Source organism: Micromonospora sp. CA-259024, assembly GCF_050936255.1.
In the GTDB taxonomy this organism is placed as follows: Bacteria; Actinomycetota; Actinomycetes; order Mycobacteriales; family Micromonosporaceae; genus Micromonospora.
Genome location: NZ_JBNJND010000002.1, coordinates 1,958,735 through 1,979,390 on the forward strand (window position 1 = coordinate 1,958,735; position 20,656 = coordinate 1,979,390).

Annotated in this window: 13 protein-coding genes; 10 read left to right on the forward strand and 3 right to left on the reverse strand. The window is 70.0% G+C overall.

Translation table 11 applies throughout. The features are described 5' to 3' along the window. Positions 1 to 25 precede the first annotated feature (25 nt). On the reverse strand, positions 26 to 1,168 hold the full coding sequence (locus tag ACQEUX_RS28675; protein ID WP_433054840.1) for a polyprenyl synthetase family protein: 1,143 nt from the start codon (positions 1,166 to 1,168) through the stop codon (positions 26 to 28). 64 nt (positions 1,169 to 1,232) lie between these two features. Here ACQEUX_RS28675 and ACQEUX_RS28680 point away from each other — a divergent pair, with 64 nt between their 5' ends. Further along, the gene (locus ACQEUX_RS28680) at positions 1,233 to 2,156 is read left to right on the forward strand and encodes a phytoene/squalene synthase family protein (protein WP_433054843.1); all 924 of its coding nucleotides are present in this window, start codon (positions 1,233 to 1,235) and stop codon (positions 2,154 to 2,156) included. A 2-nt stretch (positions 2,157 to 2,158) separates the two neighbouring features. Here ACQEUX_RS28680 and ACQEUX_RS28685 read toward each other — a convergent pair whose 3' ends face one another. Further along, complete coding sequence (locus tag ACQEUX_RS28685) at positions 2,159 to 3,235, reverse strand: serine hydrolase domain-containing protein (RefSeq protein ID WP_433054846.1); 1,077 nt, start codon at positions 3,233 to 3,235, stop codon at positions 2,159 to 2,161. Between the two features lie 69 nt (positions 3,236 to 3,304). Between ACQEUX_RS28685 and ACQEUX_RS28690 the strand changes: the two genes are divergently transcribed. From ACQEUX_RS28690 to ACQEUX_RS28725, 8 genes are all read left to right on the forward strand, one after another. After that, complete coding sequence (locus ACQEUX_RS28690) at positions 3,305 to 4,804, forward strand: dihydrolipoyl dehydrogenase family protein (RefSeq protein ID WP_433054849.1); 1,500 nt, start codon at positions 3,305 to 3,307, stop codon at positions 4,802 to 4,804. 218 nt (positions 4,805 to 5,022) lie between these two features. Then, a complete protein-coding gene (locus ACQEUX_RS28695) occupies positions 5,023 to 6,027 on the forward strand; it encodes a LacI family DNA-binding transcriptional regulator (RefSeq protein WP_433054852.1) in 1,005 nt (334 codons plus the stop codon). 332 nt (positions 6,028 to 6,359) lie between these two features. Beyond that, complete coding sequence (locus ACQEUX_RS28700) at positions 6,360 to 7,739, forward strand: ABC transporter substrate-binding protein (RefSeq protein ID WP_433054855.1); 1,380 nt, start codon at positions 6,360 to 6,362, stop codon at positions 7,737 to 7,739. Positions 7,740 to 7,826: 87 nt separating this feature from the next. After that, the gene (locus ACQEUX_RS28705; RefSeq protein ID WP_433054858.1) at positions 7,827 to 8,783 is read left to right on the forward strand and encodes a carbohydrate ABC transporter permease; all 957 of its coding nucleotides are present in this window, start codon (positions 7,827 to 7,829) and stop codon (positions 8,781 to 8,783) included. A gap of 12 nt (positions 8,784 to 8,795) precedes the next feature. Continuing rightward, positions 8,796 to 9,683, forward strand: coding sequence for a carbohydrate ABC transporter permease (locus ACQEUX_RS28710; RefSeq protein WP_433054861.1), 888 nt, complete (start codon positions 8,796 to 8,798; stop codon positions 9,681 to 9,683). Positions 9,684 to 9,820: 137 nt separating this feature from the next. Continuing rightward, entirely contained in the window at positions 9,821 to 11,446 is a 1,626-nt protein-coding gene (locus ACQEUX_RS28715; RefSeq protein ID WP_433054864.1) for a glycoside hydrolase family 13 protein, read from the forward strand. A 140-nt stretch (positions 11,447 to 11,586) separates the two neighbouring features. Beyond that, a complete protein-coding gene (locus ACQEUX_RS28720; protein ID WP_433054867.1) occupies positions 11,587 to 14,490 on the forward strand; it encodes a galactose-binding domain-containing protein in 2,904 nt (967 codons plus the stop codon). Between the two features lie 195 nt (positions 14,491 to 14,685). Beyond that, positions 14,686 to 18,387 carry a discoidin domain-containing protein gene (locus tag ACQEUX_RS28725; RefSeq protein WP_433054870.1) on the forward strand — a complete coding sequence of 1,234 codons (3,702 nt, stop codon included), beginning with the start codon at positions 14,686 to 14,688 and terminating at the stop codon, positions 18,385 to 18,387. On the opposite strand, the gene ACQEUX_RS28730 is transcribed toward ACQEUX_RS28725, so the two are convergent. After that, entirely contained in the window at positions 18,374 to 19,189 is an 816-nt protein-coding gene (locus ACQEUX_RS28730; protein ID WP_433054872.1) for a crotonase/enoyl-CoA hydratase family protein, read from the reverse strand. The two genes, ACQEUX_RS28725 and ACQEUX_RS28730, sit on opposite strands and share 14 nt — an antisense overlap. A 175-nt stretch (positions 19,190 to 19,364) precedes the next feature. On the opposite strand from ACQEUX_RS28730, the gene ACQEUX_RS28735 reads away from it, so the two are divergent. Continuing rightward, positions 19,365 to 20,219 (forward strand): DUF2231 domain-containing protein, encoded by an 855-nt coding sequence (locus ACQEUX_RS28735; RefSeq protein WP_433054875.1) that lies wholly within the window; start codon positions 19,365 to 19,367, stop codon positions 20,217 to 20,219. Positions 20,220 to 20,656: the final 437 nt, after the last annotated feature.

Here is a 20,656-nt window from a genome sequence, read left to right on the forward strand (position 1 = left end):
ACCACCTCCTCCAGAAAGTCGCTCATCAGGCCCGCCGGTTGGTAGCGGCGGTGGCCAGCCCGGTCAGCGCGGTCCGTGCCGTCCGGTCCACGGGTGCGGCGTCGAGCGCGGCCAGCGCGTCACCCACCCGCTCAGCGATCATCCGCTCCACCCGCGCCACCGCGCCGGTCTCGGCGACCAGTTCGGCGAGCCGGTAGACCGGTCCGTCGCCGGCCCGTTCCAGCGCCGTGAGCTGGGCTGGCGTGGCCAATTCCCGGGCCAGCATGAGCAGTGTGGTCGGTTTGCCGCTGCGGAGGTCGTCACCGACCGGCTTGCCGGTGGCGGCCGGGTCACCGTAGACGCCGAGCAGGTCGTCGCAGAGCTGGAACGCCTCGCCGACGGCCAGGCCGTAGCGGGTGTACGCGGAGACCAGCGGAGCATCGGCGGGCATCCCGGCCAGACCGGCGCCGAAGAGCAGTGGTCGCTGGACGGTGTAGCTGGCGGTCTTGTAGCGGGCCACCCGCAGTGCCTGCTCGACCGACCAGTTGCCCGGGTCGTTGTCGCCGAGCACGTCGAGGTACTGCCCGGCGACCGTCTCCACCCGCATCTGGTCGTAGCAGCGGCGGACCTCGAACAGCCGGGCCGAGGGCACCGTGGCCTGGGCCAGCAACCGGTCGGCCCAGACCATGCAGAGGTCGCCGATGAGCACGGCGACGGCCTCGCCGAATCGGCCGGGATCACCTCGGTGGCCCGCGGCGATGTGCTGTTCGGCGAGTGCGACGTGGGCGGTGGGCCGGCCGCGGCGGGTGGTGGACGCGTCCATCACGTCGTCGTGCACCAGCGCGAAGGTGTGCAGCAACTCCAGTGCGGCCAGCGCGGGCAGCACGGGCGGCAGTGCCTCGGTGCCGCCGACCGCCCCGCGCCAACCCCAGTAGGCGAACGTGGACCGGATCCGCTTGCCGCCGGACAGGACGGCCTCCCGCGCCGCGGCGGCGAAGCCGCCCATCGCCGGGTCGATCTCGGCGAGGGAGTCGACCTCGGCCGTGAGGAAGGCGGTCAGGGTGTCGTCGACCGCCGTGATCAGGTCATGGGTGTACGCGGCCAGCACGGCGCGGACCGGATCGTCCCCGTCGCCCGGCCCTGCCGGCGCCAGGCGGGTCGCATTGCCCGCAACCGCGTCGTTGGCCATGCGGCTGAGCGTACCCTAGGCTACGAGTTGCGTCGATTGGTGCGTCGATAAACGAGGAGGGCCGGTGGACACTGATCTCGCCCCTGCCTATGACCGGTGCCGTGAGCTGCACCGACGTCATGGCCGCACCTACTATCTCGCCACCCGGCTGCTCCCCGCTTGGAAACGACGGCATGTGCACGCCCTCTACGGGTTCACCCGGTACGCCGACGAGATCGTCGATCGCACCGAAGACCTGCCGCCGGCCGAGCGGGCCGCCCGCCTCGACGACTGGGCCAACCAGTTCGTGGCCGGTCTGCACGGTGCGCCCGTCGACGACCCGTTGCTGCCGGCCGTGCTGCACACGATCGCCGTCTTCGATCTCGACCGGGACGACTTTGCGTCGTTTCTGAAGAGCATGGCGATGGACCTGACCGTCACCGCGTACCCGACCTACGACCATCTGCTCGACTACATGGAGGGCTCGGCCGCGGTGATCGGCACCATGATGCTGCCGATCCTGGGCAGCTCCGACCCGGCGGCGGCGCGGGAGCCGGCACGGCAGCTCGGCTTCGCCTTCCAACTCACCAACTTCATCCGGGACGTCGCCGAGGACCTGGACCGGGGCCGCACCTACCTGCCGGACGAGGACCTGGCGAAGTTCGGGGTCACCCGCGACGAACTGGTCGAGGCCCGCGCCCGGGGCCGCGGTACGCCCCGGATCCGCGAGCTGATCGAGTACGAGGTGACCCGTGCTCAGGCGCACTACGCCGCCGCCGCACCGGGGATCACCATGCTGGAACCGGCCTCGCAGGCCTGCATGCGCACCGCGTACGCGCTCTACGGCGGCATCCTCGACGAGGTGGCGGCGCAGGGCTACGACGTCTTCGTCCGGCGGGCGCTGGTGCCGCAGCGCCGACGGATGGCGGTGGCCGCACGTGCCCTGCTCAGCTCGACCGGTACCCCGGTCACCCTTCCCGGGCCGACGGTCCACCCTGCGACCCGGTGACGTCAGAGCACTGAGTGCAGTGCCTCGACCAGCTCGTCCACCCGGTCGTGCTCGGCGAGGTGCGCGGTGGCGTACGCGAAGGTGTAGCCGCGCTCGGGGTCGGCCCACGCGCTGCTGCCACCGATGCCACCCATGCCCCAGCTGCCGTCCGACTCCCACTGCATGCCCAGCGTCCACTGGGCCGGGCGGTCCAACACCAGGTCCGGCCCGTCGTACTGAACCCGGGTCGCCTCGGCCACCAACTCCGGGCTGACCAGCCGCACACCGTCCAGGACGCCCCCCGCCAGCAGACCGGCGTAGAGCCGGGCCAGGCCGGACGCGGTGGCGTGCAGGTTGACCGCCGGCACCTCCGCGCCCCGCCAGAGGGGGCTGTTCAGCACGGTCAGGTCCTGTCCACCGGCGGGGTTACCCATCGCGCGTGCCCGCAGCGAGCCCGGCTCACCGAGCATCCGGGTGGGCCACTCCGGGTCGCCGTAGCGCATCTCGGCGCAGCGCCGCTGGTCCGCATCGGCCAGCCCGAAGCCGAGGTCGAGCTGCCACGGACCGGCGATCTCCTCGGCCAGGAACCGGCCCACCGAACGTCCGTCGACCCGGCGGACCAGCTCGCCCACCAGGTGCCCGTACGTCCAGGCGTGCTCCCCGGCCACCGAACCCGGGGACCACTCCGGGTCGGCGGCGGCCAGGTCGCCGGTGAGCAGCGCCCAGTTGGCGATCGCGCTGGCCGGCCGGGGCAGCGGAAAGGTCGGAAGCCCGGCGGTGTGCGACAACACCTGACGCACGGTGGCCGGGGTGCGAAACCCCGGCCAGTACCCGTCGACGGGCGCGTCGAGGTCGACCTTCTCCCGGTCGACGAGCATCAACAGGCAGAGCGCGGCCACCGGCTTACCGACCGAGTAGACGTTGGCGAGCGTGTCCGGCAGCCACGGCTCGCCGCCCGGCCCACCACCGGTCCGGGAGCCCCCGACCAGGTCGACGACGGGCTGTCCGTCGTACCTGATGGCAAGGCTGGCGCCGGTCTCGCGGCCGGAGGTGAGCAGGTCGTGGAAGCAGTCCCGGACCGGGGCGAAGCGTGCGTGCATGCCGCCACCGTAGGCGAGCCGGCCCGGTGAGCCTGTCGACATTTTCCTCCGACCCTGGTGGCCGGGGCGATGCCGCTGGGGGATGCTGTTGCAGTGGCGGAGCCGGAGCTGGTGGACGTGGTCGTGGTTGGGCTCGGGGTTGGCGGCGAGGAGGTGGCCGAGCGGCTCGCCGAGGCTGGCCTGAGCGTCGTCGGCGTCGAACGGGACCTGGTCGGCGGGGAATGCCCGTACTGGGGCTGCATCCCGAGCAAGATGATGATCAGAGCGGCCAACGCGCTCGCTGAGGCCCGCCGGGTCGATGGGCTTGCCGGGACGGCGCAGGTCCAGCCGGACTGGGCGCCGGTGGCGAAGCGGATCCGGGAGGAGGCCACCGACACCTGGGACGACAGGGTCGCGGTGGAGCGGTTCACCGGTAAGGGCGGCCGGTTCGTCCGGGGTAGTGGCCGGCTCGACGGCCCGGGTCGGGTCCGCGTCGGTGACCAGGTGTTCCAGGCCCGGCACGGGATCGTGCTGGGCACCGGCACCCGTCCGTCCGTGCCCCCGATCGACGGCCTGGCCGACACGCCGTACTGGACGAATCACCAGGCGATCGAGGTCGAGGAGTTGCCGGAGTCGCTGCTGGTGCTCGGCGGCGGCGCGATCGGTCTGGAGCTGGCGCAGGTCTTCGCCCGCTTCGGGGTCCGGGTCACCGTGGTCGAGGCGCTGGACCGGGTGCTGGCCGTCGAGGAGCCGGAGGCGTCCGAGGTCGCCGCCGCGGCGCTGCGCGCCGACGGAGTGGAGATCCACGCCGGGGTACGCGCCGAGCGGGTCGAGCACGACGGGACCCGGTTCACCCTGCACGGTGGTGGCGGGAGGGAGTTCACCGCCGACCGGCTGCTGGTGGTGACCGGGCGCAAGGCCCACCTGGATGAGCTGGGGTTGGACACCATCGGCCTGGACGCCGGCCAGCGTTTCCTGCCGGTCGACGACCGGTTGCACGCCACCGACCACGTCTGGGCGGTCGGCGACCTGACCGGCGAAGGCGCGTTCACTCACATCGCCATGTACCAGGCGGGGATCGTGGTCGCCGACATCCTGGCCCGTGCCCGCGAGGCGCAAGCGGGCGCGGACGCCAGCGGGACCTCCAGCGTGGTCGGCGGCGCGATGCGTGCGTCCAGCTCGCTGGCCGCCAGCGGGTCGAGCGGGGCGCCCGGCACCGTCCCGCGAGCCGACTATCGCGCGCTGCCCCGGGTGACCTTCACCGATCCCGAGGTTGGCGCGGTCGGGCTCACCGAGCGGCAGGCTCGCGAGCGCGGCATCAACGTGCAGGTCGGTTTCACCAAGCTCGGCAGTTCGACCCGGGGCTGGATCCACCAGGTCGGCGACGAGGGTTTCATCAAGCTCATCGCGGACGCCGACCAGGGCGTGCTGATCGGTGCGACCTCGGTCGGCCCGACCGGTGGTGAGGTGCTCTCCGCGCTGGTGGTGGCGGTGCACGCGGCGGTACCGCTGAGTCAGCTCCGGCACATGATCTACGCGTACCCGACGTTCCACCGGGCCATCGAGGACGCGCTGCGCAACCTGTCCTGACGTCAGCCACGGCCTCGGTCCCGACTCTGCGCCGGCATGATCCACTCGCCTTTCGTGAAAGTCGGGGTATCCGGGCCATCCGGATACCCCGACATCAACAAACCCGAGCTGTGGCAGCGCCGGAATGGTGGGCGATGGGAAGAACGCGGCAGTCGGCTAGCAAGTGCTCGGCAATTTGCTGTTCATTTCTTTCATAGCGGTGACGTACGATTGCGGCTGTGACCAAGCGGTTGACTGAAGTTGCCAAGAAGGCGGGCGTCAGCGAGGCCACCGTCAGCCGGGTGCTCAACGGCCGCGACGGAGTCTCCGAGGCGACCCGGACCGCCGTGCTGACCGCGCTGGACGTGCTCGGTTACGAGCGGCCGACCAAACTGCGCGGCGAACGTGCCCGGCTGGTCGGGCTGGTGCTGCCCGAGTTGCAGAACCCGATCTTCCCGGCGCTGGCCGAGGTCGTCACCGGGACACTCGCCCAGCGTGGCTACACCCCGGCTCTCTGTGCCCGGACCATCGGTGGCGTGTCCGAGATGGACTATGTGGAGATGCTCCTCGACCACCAGGTCTCCGGGGTGATCTTCGCCGGTGGTTCGTACGCGCTCGCCGATGCCCGGCACGATCACTACCGTCGACTGACCGATCGTGGTCTTCCGGTCGTGCTGGTCAACGCCGGTGTGGACGAGTTGGGTTTCCCCCGGGTCTCCACGGACGACGCGGTGGCGGTGGAGCAGGCGTACGGGCACCTGCGCTCGCTCGGGCACGAGCGGATCGGGATGGTGCTCGGCCCGGAGGGGCATGTGCCGTCGCGGCGCAAGCTCAACGCGATGATCCAGGCCGCGGGCTGGGGCGACGACGACGCTGAGTGCGTCGAGCGCTCCAGCTTCTCCATGGAGGGGGCGCGGGTCGCCGCGACCAAGCTGGTCGAGCGTGGCGTGACCGGCATCATCTGCGCCAGCGACGTGCTGGCCCTGGGCACGATCCGCGCGGCCCGGCGGCTGGGTCGCTCGGTGCCGACCGACGTGTCGGTGGTGGGCTTCGACGACTCCGCGTTCATGACGTGCACCGACCCGCCGTTGACCACGGTGCGGCAGCCGATCGAGACGATGGGGCAGGCGGCCGTGGACCTGCTGGTCACCCAGATCGAAGGTGCCGGCGTGCTGCACGACGAGCTGCTGTTCGAGCCCGAGTTGGTGGTACGCGGCTCCACCGCGCCCGCCCCGGGTCGCTAGGGGCTGCACCGCACGACGCTTCGGCCGTCGACCGCTTCTCGCGGTCGGCGGCCGTTTTCGTCGTTGCTGCCAGTGGCAGCGGGGCCCCAATCGTTGCTGCTGCATAGGCACCCAAATCGGTTCAGATGCGGCGCAAATCGTGTCGCTGTCGATATCTGTCGTCAAGATGTCGCGTCTTTTCAAAACCAGGTCGACACCTTGCTGAAATGAGTCGGCCTCGTTACAGTGACTCCACTCACACCTGGCTCCGACGCAGCTACTGGGCGTCAGGTCGCATCACCGCAGATCAGCGAAGGTCATTCGAGACACCCGTTCCCCGAAGGGATGGACAGATGTCCGTACCGCAATACCGAAAGGCTGCGGCGATCGCGCTCGTGGCCGGCCTGGGGCTCAGCCTCACGGCATGCTCCACGAAGAGCGACGACAAGGACACGAACGCTGCCGGCAAGGTCACCATCACGGTCGACTGCCAGCCGGTCGGCGCGCAGAAAGAGCTGTTGAAGAACTGGAACGACGATGTCGCCGAGTTCCAGCGGCTGAACCCGGACATCGTCATCAAGAGCGTGAGCGTCGGCGAGCAGTGCAACAACCCGCCGGACTTCACCGCCCGCCTCGCCGGCGGCACCGTGACCGACGTCTTCTACGGGTACATGACCGACCTCCAGCAGGTGCTCGACTCCGGTCAGGCGATGGACATCACCCAGTACGCCAACAAGGATGCGATCCCCACCTGGGACAGCGTCGATCCCGCACTCAAGGGGGTCTTCACCGACGGCGGCAAGCTCTACGCCGTCCCGGTGAAGAACTACTCGATGGGTCTGGTCTACAACAAGGTCCTGTTCCAGCAGGCCGGGCTCGACGTCAACAACCCGCCCAAGACCTGGGCCGATGTCCGGGCAGCCGCCAAGAAGATCTCCGCGCTCGGCAACGGCATCGCCGGCTACTCGGAGTACAGCGCCGGCAACACCGGCGGCTGGCACTTCACCTCCCTGCTCTACTCCCAGGGCGGCCAGGTGCTGACGGCGGACGGCAAGAAGGCCGACTTCAACAACGCCATGGGCAAGCAGGTCCTGCAGAACCTCAAGGACATGCGCTACGGCGACAACAGCATGGGTGCCCGCCAGTTGCTGCAGTGGGGCGACCTGCTGACCAACGCCGGCGCGGGCAAGGTCGGCATGTTCATCGGCGCACCGGACGCCACCCAGGCGATCGTCAGCCAGTTCCAGGGCAAGTTCCAGGACTGGGCGATGGCCCCGCTGCCCGGCCAGGACGGCGCGGCGAAGGGCACGCTCGGTGGTGGCGAGGGCTACTTCTTCAAGAAGGACCTCACCCCCGAGCAGGTCAAGGCCGGTCTGAAGTGGATTGCGTACCAGAAGCTGACCCCGGGCAAGGGCCAGTTCGACTACGTCCGGGCAAAGCCGCAGAACTACCCGGTGGGTCTGCCCCAGCCGCTGCTCTTCGCGAACGGCAGTGAGGCGCAGAAGCAGGAGCTCGAGCTGCGCAGGGCGAACGCGAACGTCGACACCGCGAACTTCGCGCTCTTCGAGGCGACCCCCGTCCCGATCAAGGGCGAGCCGCGTAACGCACAGGCGGTCTACGCGGTGCTCGACGCCGCGATGTCCGGTGTGCTGACCAACCCGAACTCGAACATCGACGCCCTGCTCAAGACCGCCGAGGAGAAGGTCAACCAGCTCCTCGCCGCCGAGAGCTGACCGATCGTGTGGGGGCCGGGACGCCGACCCGGCCCCCACGCCATCCGCACCGCATCGTCGACGTCACCGACTCACCCAGGAGTTGCCTTGGCGATCACCACCGTCCCGGAGACCCCCAGGAAACCGGGCCGCCCGCCGTCGCCGTACTCGGCGAGGCCGCAGCGCACGAGCCTCGGCCGCAAGGTACGGGACAACCTCACCGGTCACACGTTCCTGATCGGCGCGGTGCTCTGCTTCGTCGTCTTCTCCTGGTACCCGATGGTCCGCGGCATCGTCATGAGCTTCCAGCGCACCCGGCGCGGCGAGACCACCTGGGTGGGCTGGGACAACTACTCCCGCATCATCGCCGACCCGAGCTTCTGGCCCGCCTGGCAGAACACGCTCTACTTCACGCTGCTCGCGCTCCTCCTCGGGTACGCGGCGCCGTTCTTCGTGGCGATCCTGCTCAACGAGTTCCGCCACGCCAAGGGGTACCTGCGGATCCTGGTGTACCTGCCGGTGATGCTGCCCCCGGCCTCGGCGCTGTACCTCTTCAAGTTCTACGCGTACGACCCCAGCGAGGCGGGTCTCTTCAACGCGATCCTCAAGGCGCTGCACCTGCCCACGTCGCAGTGGATGCAGTCCCCCGAGATGACGATGCCGGCGATGGTGATCGCGTCGACCTGGATGAACATGGGCGGCGCCGTGCTGATCTACCTGGCGTCGCTACAGAACATCCCGGGCGAACTCTACGAGGCCGCCGAGCTCGACGGCGCCGGGATCTGGAAGCGGATCCGCCACGTGACGATCCCGCAGACCCGGCTGATCCTCGCGCTCCTGGCGATGATCCAGATCGTCGCAACGATGCAGCTCTTCATCGAGCCACTGATCCTCGCCAACGGCGCGGGCGCGGAGGATTCCGCGACCTCCGTGGCGTACCTCATCTACCAGCACGGCTTCTTCCAGAACGACCTCAACGGCGCCGCGGCGCTCGGCGTGATCATGCTCGTGGTGCTGGCCGGCTTCTCCGCCGTCTACCTGCGGCTGAGCGCGAAACAGGACTAGGACGGGCGAGACATGGCACAGGACTCCGGGACCCGGACCCTCATCTCTCACGCGCAGCTCCGCCGTGGGCGTGGCAGGTTCATCTACTGGACGCTGCTCACGGTCGTCGTCGTGGGCTTCACGCTCGTCTTCCTCGGGCCGCTCTACTGGATGGTCACCGGCGCGCTCAAGTCCGGCCAGGAGATCGCGCAGACGCCGCCGTCGCTGTTCCCGAAGGACCCCCAGCCGCAGAACTACATCGACGCGTGGAACAACCTGGACCTCGCCAAGCTGCTGTTCAACACGTTCTACTACGCGGCCGGCGCGGTGGTGTTGCAACTGGTCCTCGACACCGCGGCGGCGTACTCGCTGTCGAAGCTTCGGCCGGTGTTCGGCAACGTGATCCTCGCCCTGATGCTGGCGACGCTGATGATCCCGGCGATGGTGCTCATCGTCCCGCAGTACGTGACCGTGATCGACCTGCCGATCCTGCACATCAACCTGCTCGACTCGCCGTTCGCGATCTGGCTGCCCCTGGTGGCGAACGCGTTCAACATCTTCCTGCTGAAGCGGTTCTTCGACTCGATTCCCGAGGAGTTGATGGCGGCGGCCCTGGTGGACGGGGCGACGCCACTGCGCACGCTGTGGTCGATCATCCTGCCGATGTCACGGCCCATCCTCGGCGTAGTCTCGATCTTCGCCGTGACGGCGGTCTGGAAGGACTTCCTCTGGCCGAAGCTGGTCATGCCGTCGCCCGAGACCCGGACCGTCAGCGTCGGCATCTACGCCTTCGCGGGTGGTACGCCCATGAACGTGGTCATCGCCGCGTCGGTCATCGCCGCGATCCCGACCGTCATCATCTTCCTGATCTTCCAACGGAACATCATGTCCGGGCTGACCACAGGCAGCCTCAAGGGATAACCACCAGCGCAACCTCCGGCGGCGAACAACGACCGTTCGCCGACACATAACCAGGTCCGGCGAACCCGCCGACGTACTGACGCAGAAAGCAGGTGCTCGTGTCCACAGCTGACAGAAGTCCGTGGTGGCGTGGAGCGGTGATCTACCAGGTGTATCCCCGTAGCTTCGCCGACGGCAACGGCGACGGCATCGGCGACATCGCCGGCATCCGGTCCCGGCTGAACCACCTGTCCGCGCTCGGCGTCGACGCGATCTGGTTCAGTCCCTGGTACCCCTCCCCGATGGCCGACGCCGGGTACGACGTGTCCGACTACCGCGACATCGACCCGGTCTTCGGCACTCTCGCCGAGGCGGAGGCGCTGATCGCGGAGGCACACGCGTTCGGCATCCGGACCATCGTCGACGTGGTGCCCAACCACTGCTCCGACGCGCACCCGTGGTTCCAGGCCGCGCTCGCCGGCGGGCCCGGCGCGCCCGAGCGGGACCTGTTCTGGTTCCGCCCCGGCCGGGGCCCGAACGGCGACCAGCGGCCCACCGACTGGGTCGGCGAGTTCGGCGGCGAGACCTGGACCCGGACCACCAACCCGGACGGCACCCCCGGTGACTGGTACCTGCACCTGTTCGCGCCCGAACAGCCGGACTTCAACTGGGACCACCCCACGGTGCGGGCCGAGTTCGAGGACATCCTGCGGTTCTGGTTCGACCGGGGGGTGGACGGCATCCGGATCGACTCGGCCGGGTTGCTGGTCAAGGACGGGACGTTGCCCGAGGTTCGACCGGACCAGCCGCACCCGTTCCACGACCTCGACGGGGTGCACGAGATCTACCGGGGCTGGCGGCGGGTGGCCGACGAGTACCCCGATCGGGCGCTGATCGGTGAGGTGTGGCTGCCGGACCGGCAGCGGTTCGCCAACTACCTGCGCCCGGACGAACTGCACGCCGCGTTCAACTTCGACTTCCTCGGCTGCGCGTGGGACGCCTCGGCGCTGCGCGAGAGCATCGACGGGACGCTGAGCGCGCACGCGCCGGTCGGCGCGCCGGCCACCTGGGTGCTCTCGAACCACGACGTCACCCGGCATGTCACCCGCTACGGCCGGGCGGACACCAGGTTCAGCTTCGCGGCCAAGCGCGAGGGGACGCCCACCGATCTGGAGCTGGGCACCCGCCGGGCCCGGGCCGCCGCGCTTCTCTCGCTGTCGCTGCCCGGCGCCGCCTACGTCTACCAGGGCGAGGAGTTGGGCCTCTACGAGGTCGAGGACATCCCGTACGCGCTGCGTCAGGACCCGATGTGGGAACGGTCCGGCCGGATCGACCCCGGTCGGGACGGCTGCCGCGTGCCGCTGCCCTGGGCCGGTGACGAGCCGCCGTTCGAGTTCAGCCCCTCCGGTTCTCCGGCGCCCTGGCTGCCCCAGCCGGCCGACTGGAAGGACCGGACGGCCCGCGCGCAGACCGGCGACTCGGCCTCCATGCTGGAGCTGTACCGGGCGGCGATCCAGATCCGGCGGGCCGACCCGGCGCTCGGCGACGGGGAGATGACCTGGCTGCCCGCCCCGGACGGCGTGCTCGCCTTCAGCCGTGGCGGCGGTTTCCGCTGTCTGGTCAACCTCGCCGACGCACCCGTGCCGCTGCCCGCAGACGGGGACCTGCTGCTGGCCAGCGGGCCACTCGACGACGGTCTGCTGCCGTCGGACACCGCCGTCTGGCTGCGTACCGCCGAATGGGCGGACGCGCCGCGAGCGGCGGACGGACCCGGCCGGACCTGACTCTGATCGCCGTGGTGCCGGCGGCCCGTCCCGGCCGCCGGCACCGCGCCACCACAGGAAGGAGGAACGAGGGGGGAACTCGCCACGCCGCACCGACACGGGGGGATCTGGCCTGCCTGACGAAAGGGAGAGCGCAGCTCATGGCCAACCACACCACCGGCACCCCGCACCACCTCCGACACCCGACCCGGGCAGGGTTGGCCGCCATCGCCGCCACCCTGCTCGCCGCCACATCGTTGACCGCCCTCGCGGTCACCGGCACCGCGACCCGGGCCTCGGCGGCCGGGCTGTCCCCCTTCGACATCCCCGGCCGCGGCGCCACCGTCCCGTTCGTGGAGCAGGAGGCGGAGGAGGCCGCCCACAACGGCACGAAGATCGGCCCGGACCGGCGTTACGGCACGCTGCCGTCCGAGGCATCCGGCCGGGAGGCGGTCACCCTCGACTCCGTCGGTGAGTACGTCGAGTTCACCCTCACCGCCCCGGCCAACGCGGTGACCTTCCGGATCAGCCTGCCCGACAGCCCGGCCGGCACGGGCCGGGACGCCGCCATCGACCTACGGGCCAACGGGAACCTGCTGAAGTCGGTCCCGGTGACATCGAGGTACGGCTGGTACTACGGCGGCTACCCGTTCAACAACAACCCGGGCGACACCAACCCGCACCACTTCTACGACGAGACCCGGGCGATGTTCGGCAGCACCCAGCCGGCCGGCACGAAGATCCGGTTGCAGGTGTCCTCGACCGCCCAGTCGCCCACCTTCACCATCGACCTGGCGGATTTCGAGCTGGTCGCCCCGGCGATCACCAAGCCCACCGGTGTGCTCGACGTGGTTGCCGATTTCGGCGCGGACCCGAGCGGCGCGACCGACTCGACCGCGAAGTTCCAGGCGGCGGTCGACGCCGGAAAGGCCCAGGGTCGGGCGGTCTGGATCCCGACCGGCACCTTCACCCTCTGGGACCACGTGGTGGTCGACGGGGTGACCCTGCGCGGCGCGGGCCCCTGGTATTCGGTGCTCGGCGGGCGGCACCCCACCGAGCGGAACAGATCCGTCGGCATCTACGGCAAGTACGTGCCCGGTGGCGGCTACACCGGGCCGGTCCGCCCGCATGAGGCGAACGGGCCGAGCCGCAACGTGACGCTGCGGGACTTCGCCATCATCGGCGACATCCGCGAACGGATCGACGACGACCAGGTCAACGCCCTGGGCGGCGCGATGACCAACTCGGTGGTCGACAACCTCTGGCTGGAGAACACCAAGGTCGGGGCGTGGATGGACGGCCCGATGGACAACTTCACCATCCGCAACAGCCGGATCCTGGACCAGACCGCGGACGGGGTGAACTTCCACACCGGCGTGACCAACTCGACGGTGACGAACACGTTCGTCCGCAACACCGGCGACGACGCGCTGGCGATGTGGGCGCAGAGCGTGCCGAACGTCAACAACTCCTTCACCCACAACACCATCGGCGTGACCCTGCTGGCGAACCACCTGGTCAGCTACGGCGGCCGCGACATCAAGATCACCGATAACGTGACCGCGGACTCGCTCACCAACGGTGGCGGCATCCACGTCGCGAACCGCTACCCGGGCGTGCAGGGCGCCACCGGGGTCCAGGGCACCTGGACCATCGCCCGGAACACGTTGATCCGTAACGGCAACTCGGACTACAACTGGAACTTCGGTGTCGGCGCGATCTGGTTCTCCGCACTCAACGAGGCGTTCCAGAACCCCACCATCAACATCACCGACACCGACATCCTGGACAGCTCGTACGCGGCGCTGCACTGGATCGAGGGCCAGACCAACGGGATCAACCTCAACAACGTACGGATCGACGGTGCCGGCACGTACGCGCTCCAGGTGCAGGCGCCCAGCCAGGTGTCGTTCACCAACGTGCGGGCCAGCAACATCGCGCAGAGCAACCCGATCCACAACTGCGTCGGTGGTGGTTTCCAGATCACCCAGGGCGCCGGCAACTCCGGCTGGTACACCCCGACCCCGTACTGCGGCCCGTGGCCGAACCCGCAGTGGGGCGGCGGACCCACCACGCCGCCTCCGACAACGACGACGCCTCCGCCCACCACGCCTCCGCCCACGACGCCTCCGCCCACCACTCCGCCGCCCACCAGCGGAAACCTGGCGCTGAACCGGCCGGCGACCGCCACCAGCACCAACCAGAGCTACACGGCGGCCAACGCGGTGGACGGCAACGCGGCCAGCTACTGGGAGAGCGCCAACAACGCCTTCCCCCAGTCACTCACCATCGACCTGGGCTCGGCCCGGTCGGTCGACCGGGTGGTGCTCAAGCTGCCCGGCGGCTGGGGAAGCCGCACCCAGACCCTGTCGGTGCTCGGTTCCACCGACGGATCGTCGTACGTCACGCTGGCGGCTTCCGCCGGTCGGGTCTTCGATCCCGGCATGGGAAACGCCGCGTCGATCGGGCTGCCCGCTGGTGACCGCCGCTACATCCGGGTGACCGTCGCCGGCAACACCGGCTGGCCGGCCGCGCAACTCTCCGAGGTCGAGGTGTACGGCGGCACGCCCACCACCCCGCCGCCGACCACGCCGCCCCCAACCACGCCGCCCCCAACCACGCCGCCGCCGACCACGCCGCCGCCGAGCGGCAACCTGGCGGCCGGGCGGCCGGTCACCGAGACCAGCCACTCCGACGTGTACGCCGCCCCGAACGCGGTGGACGGCAACCCGAACACCTACTGGGAGAGCGCCAACAACGCCTTCCCGCAGTCGTTGACGGTGGACCTGGGCACCGCCCGGACCGTGTCCCGGGTCGTGCTGAAGCTGCCGCCGTCGTCGGCGTGGCAGACCCGCACCCAGACCCTGTCGGTGCTCGGTTCGACCAGCGGCTCGTCGTTCACCACCGTCAAGGCGTCCGCCGGCCACACCTTCGACCCGGCCAGCGGCAACACGGTCACCGTGACCTTCACGGCGACCAGCCAGCGGTACCTGCGGCTGACCGTCACCGGCAACACCGGCTGGCCGGCCGGTCAGCTCAGCGAGTTCGAGGTCTACTCCAGCTAGACCGGTGGCCCCCGCCCCGGCACGGCGGGGGCCACCCGGTCTGGGCGGTCCGGGAGCAGCGTCGCCCCGGCCCGGCCTGAATCCCGTCCCCCAACCCGCACCGTCCCCCACCTGTCGCGGCACGACGGGCGTACCCCTGCACCCGTCACCGGGCAACGCACCCACACCCACCCCCGAAAGAGGTGTAGCGACCCCATGTCCAGCAACGGCATCAGACGAGGCTCCCCGCCGACCGGCGCGCCCGCCCTCGCACCCCGAACCGCCCGTACGGGCCACCGACGGCTGCTCGCCGGTGTGCTCGCCGGAGTGCTCCTCGCCACCGCCCCGGTCGTCACCCCCACGGCCAGCGCCGCGCCGGCGGTCGACGCGTCCAAGGCGGCGGCTCGCGCGGCCCTGCTCGCCGGGCTCTCCGCCACCATGACCGCCAGCAGCCAGGTCCAGAACTACGTGCCGAGCAACGCCAACGACGGCAACGCGGACACCTACTGGGAGAGCGCCAACAACGCGTTCCCGCAGTGGATCCAGGCCGACCTGGGCGCCACGGTCAACGTCGACCGGGTGGTGCTCAAACTGCCACCGGCGTCGGCCTGGCAGACCCGTACCCAGACGCTGTCGGTGCTCGGCTCGACGAACGGCTCGTCCTTCACCACCCTGAAGGCGTCCGCCGGCTACACGTTCAACCCGGCCACCGGCAACACCGCGACCGTCAGCTTCACCGCGGCGAGCACCCGCTACGTACGGGTGCAGGTCACCGGCAACACCGGCTGGCCCGCCGCGCAGTTCTCCGAGTTCGAGGTCTACGGCGCCGTCGGCAGCCCCGACACCCAGGCCCCCAGCGTCCCCGGAAACCTGGCGTACACGCAGCCGGCCACCGGGCAGATCCGGCTCACCTGGTCGGCGTCGACCGACAACGTCGGGGTGACCGGGTACGACGTCTACGCCAACGGCGCGCTGCGCGGCAGCGTCAACGGCTCGACCCTGACGTACACCGACAGCCAGCCCGACAGCGCCACGGTCTCGTATCAGGTGCGGGCCAAGGACGCGGCCGGCAACCAGTCGGCGAACAGCAACACCGTGACCCGGACCGGCACCGGCAACCCACCGGTCGGCACCAACCTGGCGGTCGGCAAGCCGATCACCGCCTCCGGGTTCGTGCACACGTTCGTGGCCACCAACGCCAACGACAACAACGTGGCCACCTACTGGGAGGGCAACGGCAACCCGAGCACGCTGACCGTGCAGCTCGGCGCCAACGCCAGCCTCAGCCAGGTCGTGGTGAAGCTCAACCCGGACTCGGCCTGGGGTGCGCGTACCCAGAACATCACCGTCCTCGGCCGGGACCAGGGCTCGTCGACCTTCACCACCCTGGTCGGCGCGACGAACTACAGCTTCAGCCCGGCCAGCGGCAACACGGTGACCATCCCGGTCTCCGGCGCGGCGGCGGACGTGCGCCTCTCGATCGCCTCGAACACCGGCGCCCCGGCCGGTCAGGTGGCCGAGTTCCAGGTCTTCGGCACCCCGGCACCGAACCCCGACCTGACCGTGACCGGCATGTCGTTCAGCCCGTCGGCGCCCGTGGAGACCAGCACCATCACCCTCTCCGCGACCGTGCGTAACGCTGGCTCGGCGGCCTCCGGTGCGACCAACGTCAACTTCTACCTGGGCTCCACCCGGGTCGGCACCGCGTCGGTCGGCGGTCTCGCGGCCGGCGCCTCGACCACGGTCAACGCCAACATCGGCACGCGGGACTCGGGCAGCTACCCGCTCAGCGCGAAGGTCGACGAGTCGAACACCGTCGTCGAGCAGGACGACACCAACAACAGCTACACCAACCCCAGCCCGCTGGTGGTCGGCGCGGTCGCCAGCTCCGACCTGGTCGCCTCCGCGGTCGACTGGTCGCCGGGCAACCCGCCGCCGGGCAGCACGGTGACCTTCTCCGTGTCGATCCGCAACGCCGGCAACCAGGCGTCCGCGTCCGGTGCGCACGGCATCACCCTGACCGTGCTCAACGAATCCGGCACCGTGGTCCGTACCCTGACCGGCTCCTACTCCGGCGTGATCAACGCCGGCGCGACGGTCGGCCCGATCAACCTAGGCACCTGGACCGCCGCGAACGGGAAGTACACCGTCCGGGTGGTGCTCGCCGTCGACGGCAACGAGCTGCCGGTCAAGCAGACCAACAACTCCAGTGACCGCCCGCTCTTCGTGGGGCGCGGCGCCAACCTCGGCTACGACATGTACGAGGCCGAGGACGGCACGACCGGCGGTGGCGCCGGGCAGGTCGGGCCGAACCGGGACATCGGCAACCTCGGCGGCGAGGCGTCCGGACGTCGGGCGGTGACCCTGAACAGCAGCGGCGCGTACGTCGAGTGGACCACCCGGGCCGCGACCAACACCCTGGTCACCCGGTTCTCGATCCCCGACTCGCCGGGCGGCGGAGGCATCGACTCGACGCTGAACATCTACGTGAACGGCACCCTGCACAAGCCGATCAACCTGACCTCCAAGCACATCTGGCTCTACGGCGCGGAGGCCAGCCCGAGTGACTCGCCGAGCGCCGGCCCGCCTCGCCACCTGTACGACGAGGCGAACGTGATGTTGAACTCGACCATCCCGGCCGGCAGCACGATCCGCCTGCAGAAGGACCCGGCCAACACCACCACGTACGCGATCGACTTCATCAACCTGGAGTTGGTCGCACCTCGGGCCAACCCGGATCCGGCCCGGTACCGGGTGCCGACCGGTTTCAGCCACCAGGACGTTCAGAACGCGTTGGACGCGGTGCGGATGGACACCACCGGCAACCTGATCGGCGTCTACCTGCCGGCCGGCACGTACGAGACCGCGCAGAAGCTCCAGGTGTACGGCAAGCCGATCTCGGTGGTCGGTGCGGGCATGTGGTACACCCGCTTCCAAACCCCGACCAACCAGCAGAACACCGACGCGGGCTTCCGGGTGGAGTCCTCGGCCAGCGGGTCGTCCTTCTCGCACATCGCCTTCTTCGGCAACTACACCGTCCGTCAGGACGGGCCGGGCAAGGTCTGGGGTGAGCTGAAGGACGTCGACAACATGACCCTGGACAGCGTCTGGGTCGAGCACACCGTCTGCGCGTACTGGGGGGTGAGCGTCAGCGGGCTGACGATCCGCAACAGCCGCTTCCGCAACACCTTCGCCGACGGCGTGAACCTGACCAACGGCAGCACCAACAACCTGGTCACGAACACCGAGGGCCGGTCGAACGGCGATGACGCGTTCGCCCTCTTCTCGGCCACCGACCAGGGTGCGTCGACCGGCAACAACGGCAACGTGTTCGAGAACCTCTCGGCCACGCTGACCTGGCGGGCGGCCGGGCTGGCGGTCTACGGCGGCTACAACAACATCTTCCGCAACCTGTACATCGCGGACATGTTGACGTACTCGGGGCTCACCATCAGCTCGCTGGACTTCGGTTACCCGTTCATCGGGTTCGGCGCCAGCCCACCGACCCAGTTCCAGAACATCTCGCTGATCCGAGCGGGTGGACATTTCTGGGGCGCCCAGACATTCCCCGCGATCTGGGTCTTCTCCGCCTCAAAGGAGTTCCGGGGCATCCGGGTGTCCGACGTGGACATCGTCGATCCGACGTACACCGGAATCATGTTCCAGACCAAGTACAACGGGTCGCAGCCGGAGAACCCGATCACCGACACGATCTTCACCAACGTCTCGATCAGCGGCGTCCGTAAGAGCGGAGACGCGTTCGACGCGAAGTCCGGCTTCGCCATCTGGGCCAACGAGATGCCGGAACCCGGTCAGGGCCCAGCGGTCGGCTCGGTCACCTTCAACAACCTGCGACTGACCAACAACTACCAGGACATCCGCAACACCACGACAACCTTCACCATCAACCGCAACTGAGCTGGCTCGCGCCGGGTGCCGCCGGGAGGTTCACCCCTCCCGGCGGCATCGTGCCGTGCCGACCCTCCCCGGCGGCGAATCGGGCCGCGCCGGCCGCCGCGTCGGTGGCAAGCGAAACCATCCCGTACGCCAACTCGGTCGCCAGCGCCTCCGGCTCGGGCCGCCCGGCGCCGGCCAACACCGCCGCCCGGTCGTTGCGCAGGCAGGTCTGCGGGTGCCGGGCGATCGTCGCCGCCAGCTCCTCGGCCGCGGCCCGCGCCTGGCCGGGTGGCACCAACCGGTTGACCAACCCCATCGCGTACGCCTCATCGGCCGGCACCGGGCGGCCGGTGAGGATCAGATCCATCGCCCGGCTCTCGCCGATCAATCGGGGCAGCCGGACGGTGCCACCGTCGATCAGCGGCACCCCCCAGCGGCGGCAGAACACCCCGAGCGTCGCGTCGGACTCGGCGACCCGCAGGTCGCACCAGAGCGCCAACTCGAGCCCGCCCGCCACCGCGTAACCGGAGATCGCGGCGATCACCGGTTTGCTGAGCGCCATCCGGGTCGGACCCATCGGGCCGTCTCCCTCCGGCTCGACCCGGTTGCCGCTCGGCGTGCCCATCGCCTTGAGGTCGGCTCCGGCGCAGAACGTGCCACCGGCGCCCCAGAGCACAGCCACCGCCGCGTCCGCGTCGGCCTCGAAGGCCCGAAAGGCGTCCGCCAGCGCCCGAGCCGTTGGCCCGTCGACGGCGTTCCGAGCCGCCACTCGATCCAACACCACGGTGCTAACCGCCCCGGCACGCTCCACCCGCACACCCATCCCGCCAGCATGCCCGCCCCATCCCACACCCACAATCCCCGTCGATCTTGCACTTGGGGTCGCCGATCCGCCCCGACCTGTCCGGATTGCCGGGGCAGAAACTGCAAGATCGCGGGGGTGACAGTTTGTCGTGCGAGACCGGTTTGCGACCCCGTTCGCCGGGAAGTCGGTACCCGTGCGAGCACTTCTGACGAGAGTTGAGCAGGATTCCAGGCTGGACCGGGCGGGTGACCGGTTGCAGCGGGTGGTCCTGGGCACGCTGCGTCCGCGGCGGCTGCGGGACCTGCTGCACGGGGTGACCCTGGGACATCCCCTGCACCCGGCGATGGTGCAGGTGCCGGTGGGTGCCTGGATCAGCGCGGCGGTGCTGGACCTGATGCCGGGGCAACGCCGGCCCGCCACCATGCTGGTCGGCCTGGGCACCGTCAGCGCGTTGCCGGCGGCGGTTGCGGGGCTGAACGACTGGGCGGCACTCGCCCGGGACCAGCGCCGCGTGGGCCTGGTGCACGCCGCCGCCAACACCGTCGGCCTGACGCTCTACGCCGGCTCGTTGGCCGCGCGGCTGTCCGGCCGGCACGGCGTCGGCCGTGCCCTCGGCTTTCTCGGCCTCTCCACGGTGAGCCTCGGGGCGTACATCGGCGGTCACCTCGCGTACAAGCAGGGGGCGCAGGTCAACCAGAGCATCTCCGAGTTGCATCGGATGAGCGACGGCTGGCACTCGCTGGCCGACATGGCGACGCTGCCGCAACGCACCCTGATCACCAAAGAGGTGGACGACGACATCTCGGTGATCCTCTACCGGCACGGTGACGAGGTCACCGTGATGCTGGAGCGCTGCCCGCACCAGAGCGGACCGCTCGGCGAGGGGGAGGTTCAGGAGATCGACGGCCATGCCTGCGTGGTCTGCCCGTGGCACGGCAGCGCGTTCCGGCTCAATGGTGGCGAGGTCATGCAGGGGCCGTCCGGCAACGACCAACAGATCCTGCCGACCCGGGTCGAGAACGGAGTGCTCCAGACCCGCCTGCCCTGACCCGCCTGCCCGACGCCGGTGCGTCGCGCCCTGACGGCGGTGTTGCTCATGACGCTGATGCCTCTGAGTCATATTTATGCCTCACAGGCATCACGCTCTCCGGACACCTCGGACCGGGCCCGCCCGCGCTGGCCGCTCCGATCAGGTGCGTCGGTGTCGGCCGACCGGCGGTCCGTCGGGCACGGCGTCCAGGCCGTGCCCGCCGGTGAACAGCCCGTCCTCGCCACGGTCCCCAGCCCAACCGTCGTCACCACTCCAGCCCGACGTGCCAGCGGGCGTCGGCCCACTGCCGGGAGGGGCCATCCCGCCGTTCGCGGGCGTCGGCCCACCGCCGGGAGGGGCCATCCCGCCGCCGTTCGGTGCCGTGCTGTCGTTCGGCGTTGCTGGTGCCTCGATGGCTGCCGCCGCCCGGCGGGCGGCCCACGCGGCACCGCTCC

Coding starts and splice junctions, on each gene's coding strand:
- ACQEUX_RS28675 (WP_433054840.1), bottom strand. CDS start 1,168: ATGGCCAACGACGCGGTTGCGGGCAATGCGACCCGCCTGGCGCCGGCA.
- ACQEUX_RS28685 (WP_433054846.1), bottom strand. CDS start 3,235: ATGCACGCACGCTTCGCCCCGGTCCGGGACTGCTTCCACGACCTGCTC.
- ACQEUX_RS28690 (WP_433054849.1), top strand. CDS start 3,305: ATGCCGCTGGGGGATGCTGTTGCAGTGGCGGAGCCGGAGCTGGTGGAC.
- ACQEUX_RS28700 (WP_433054855.1), top strand. CDS start 6,360: ATGTCCGTACCGCAATACCGAAAGGCTGCGGCGATCGCGCTCGTGGCC.
- ACQEUX_RS28710 (WP_433054861.1), top strand. CDS start 8,796: ATGGCACAGGACTCCGGGACCCGGACCCTCATCTCTCACGCGCAGCTC.
- ACQEUX_RS28720 (WP_433054867.1), top strand. CDS start 11,587: ATGGCCAACCACACCACCGGCACCCCGCACCACCTCCGACACCCGACC.
- ACQEUX_RS28725 (WP_433054870.1), top strand. CDS start 14,686: ATGTCCAGCAACGGCATCAGACGAGGCTCCCCGCCGACCGGCGCGCCC.
- ACQEUX_RS28730 (WP_433054872.1), bottom strand. CDS start 19,189: ATGGGTGTGCGGGTGGAGCGTGCCGGGGCGGTTAGCACCGTGGTGTTG.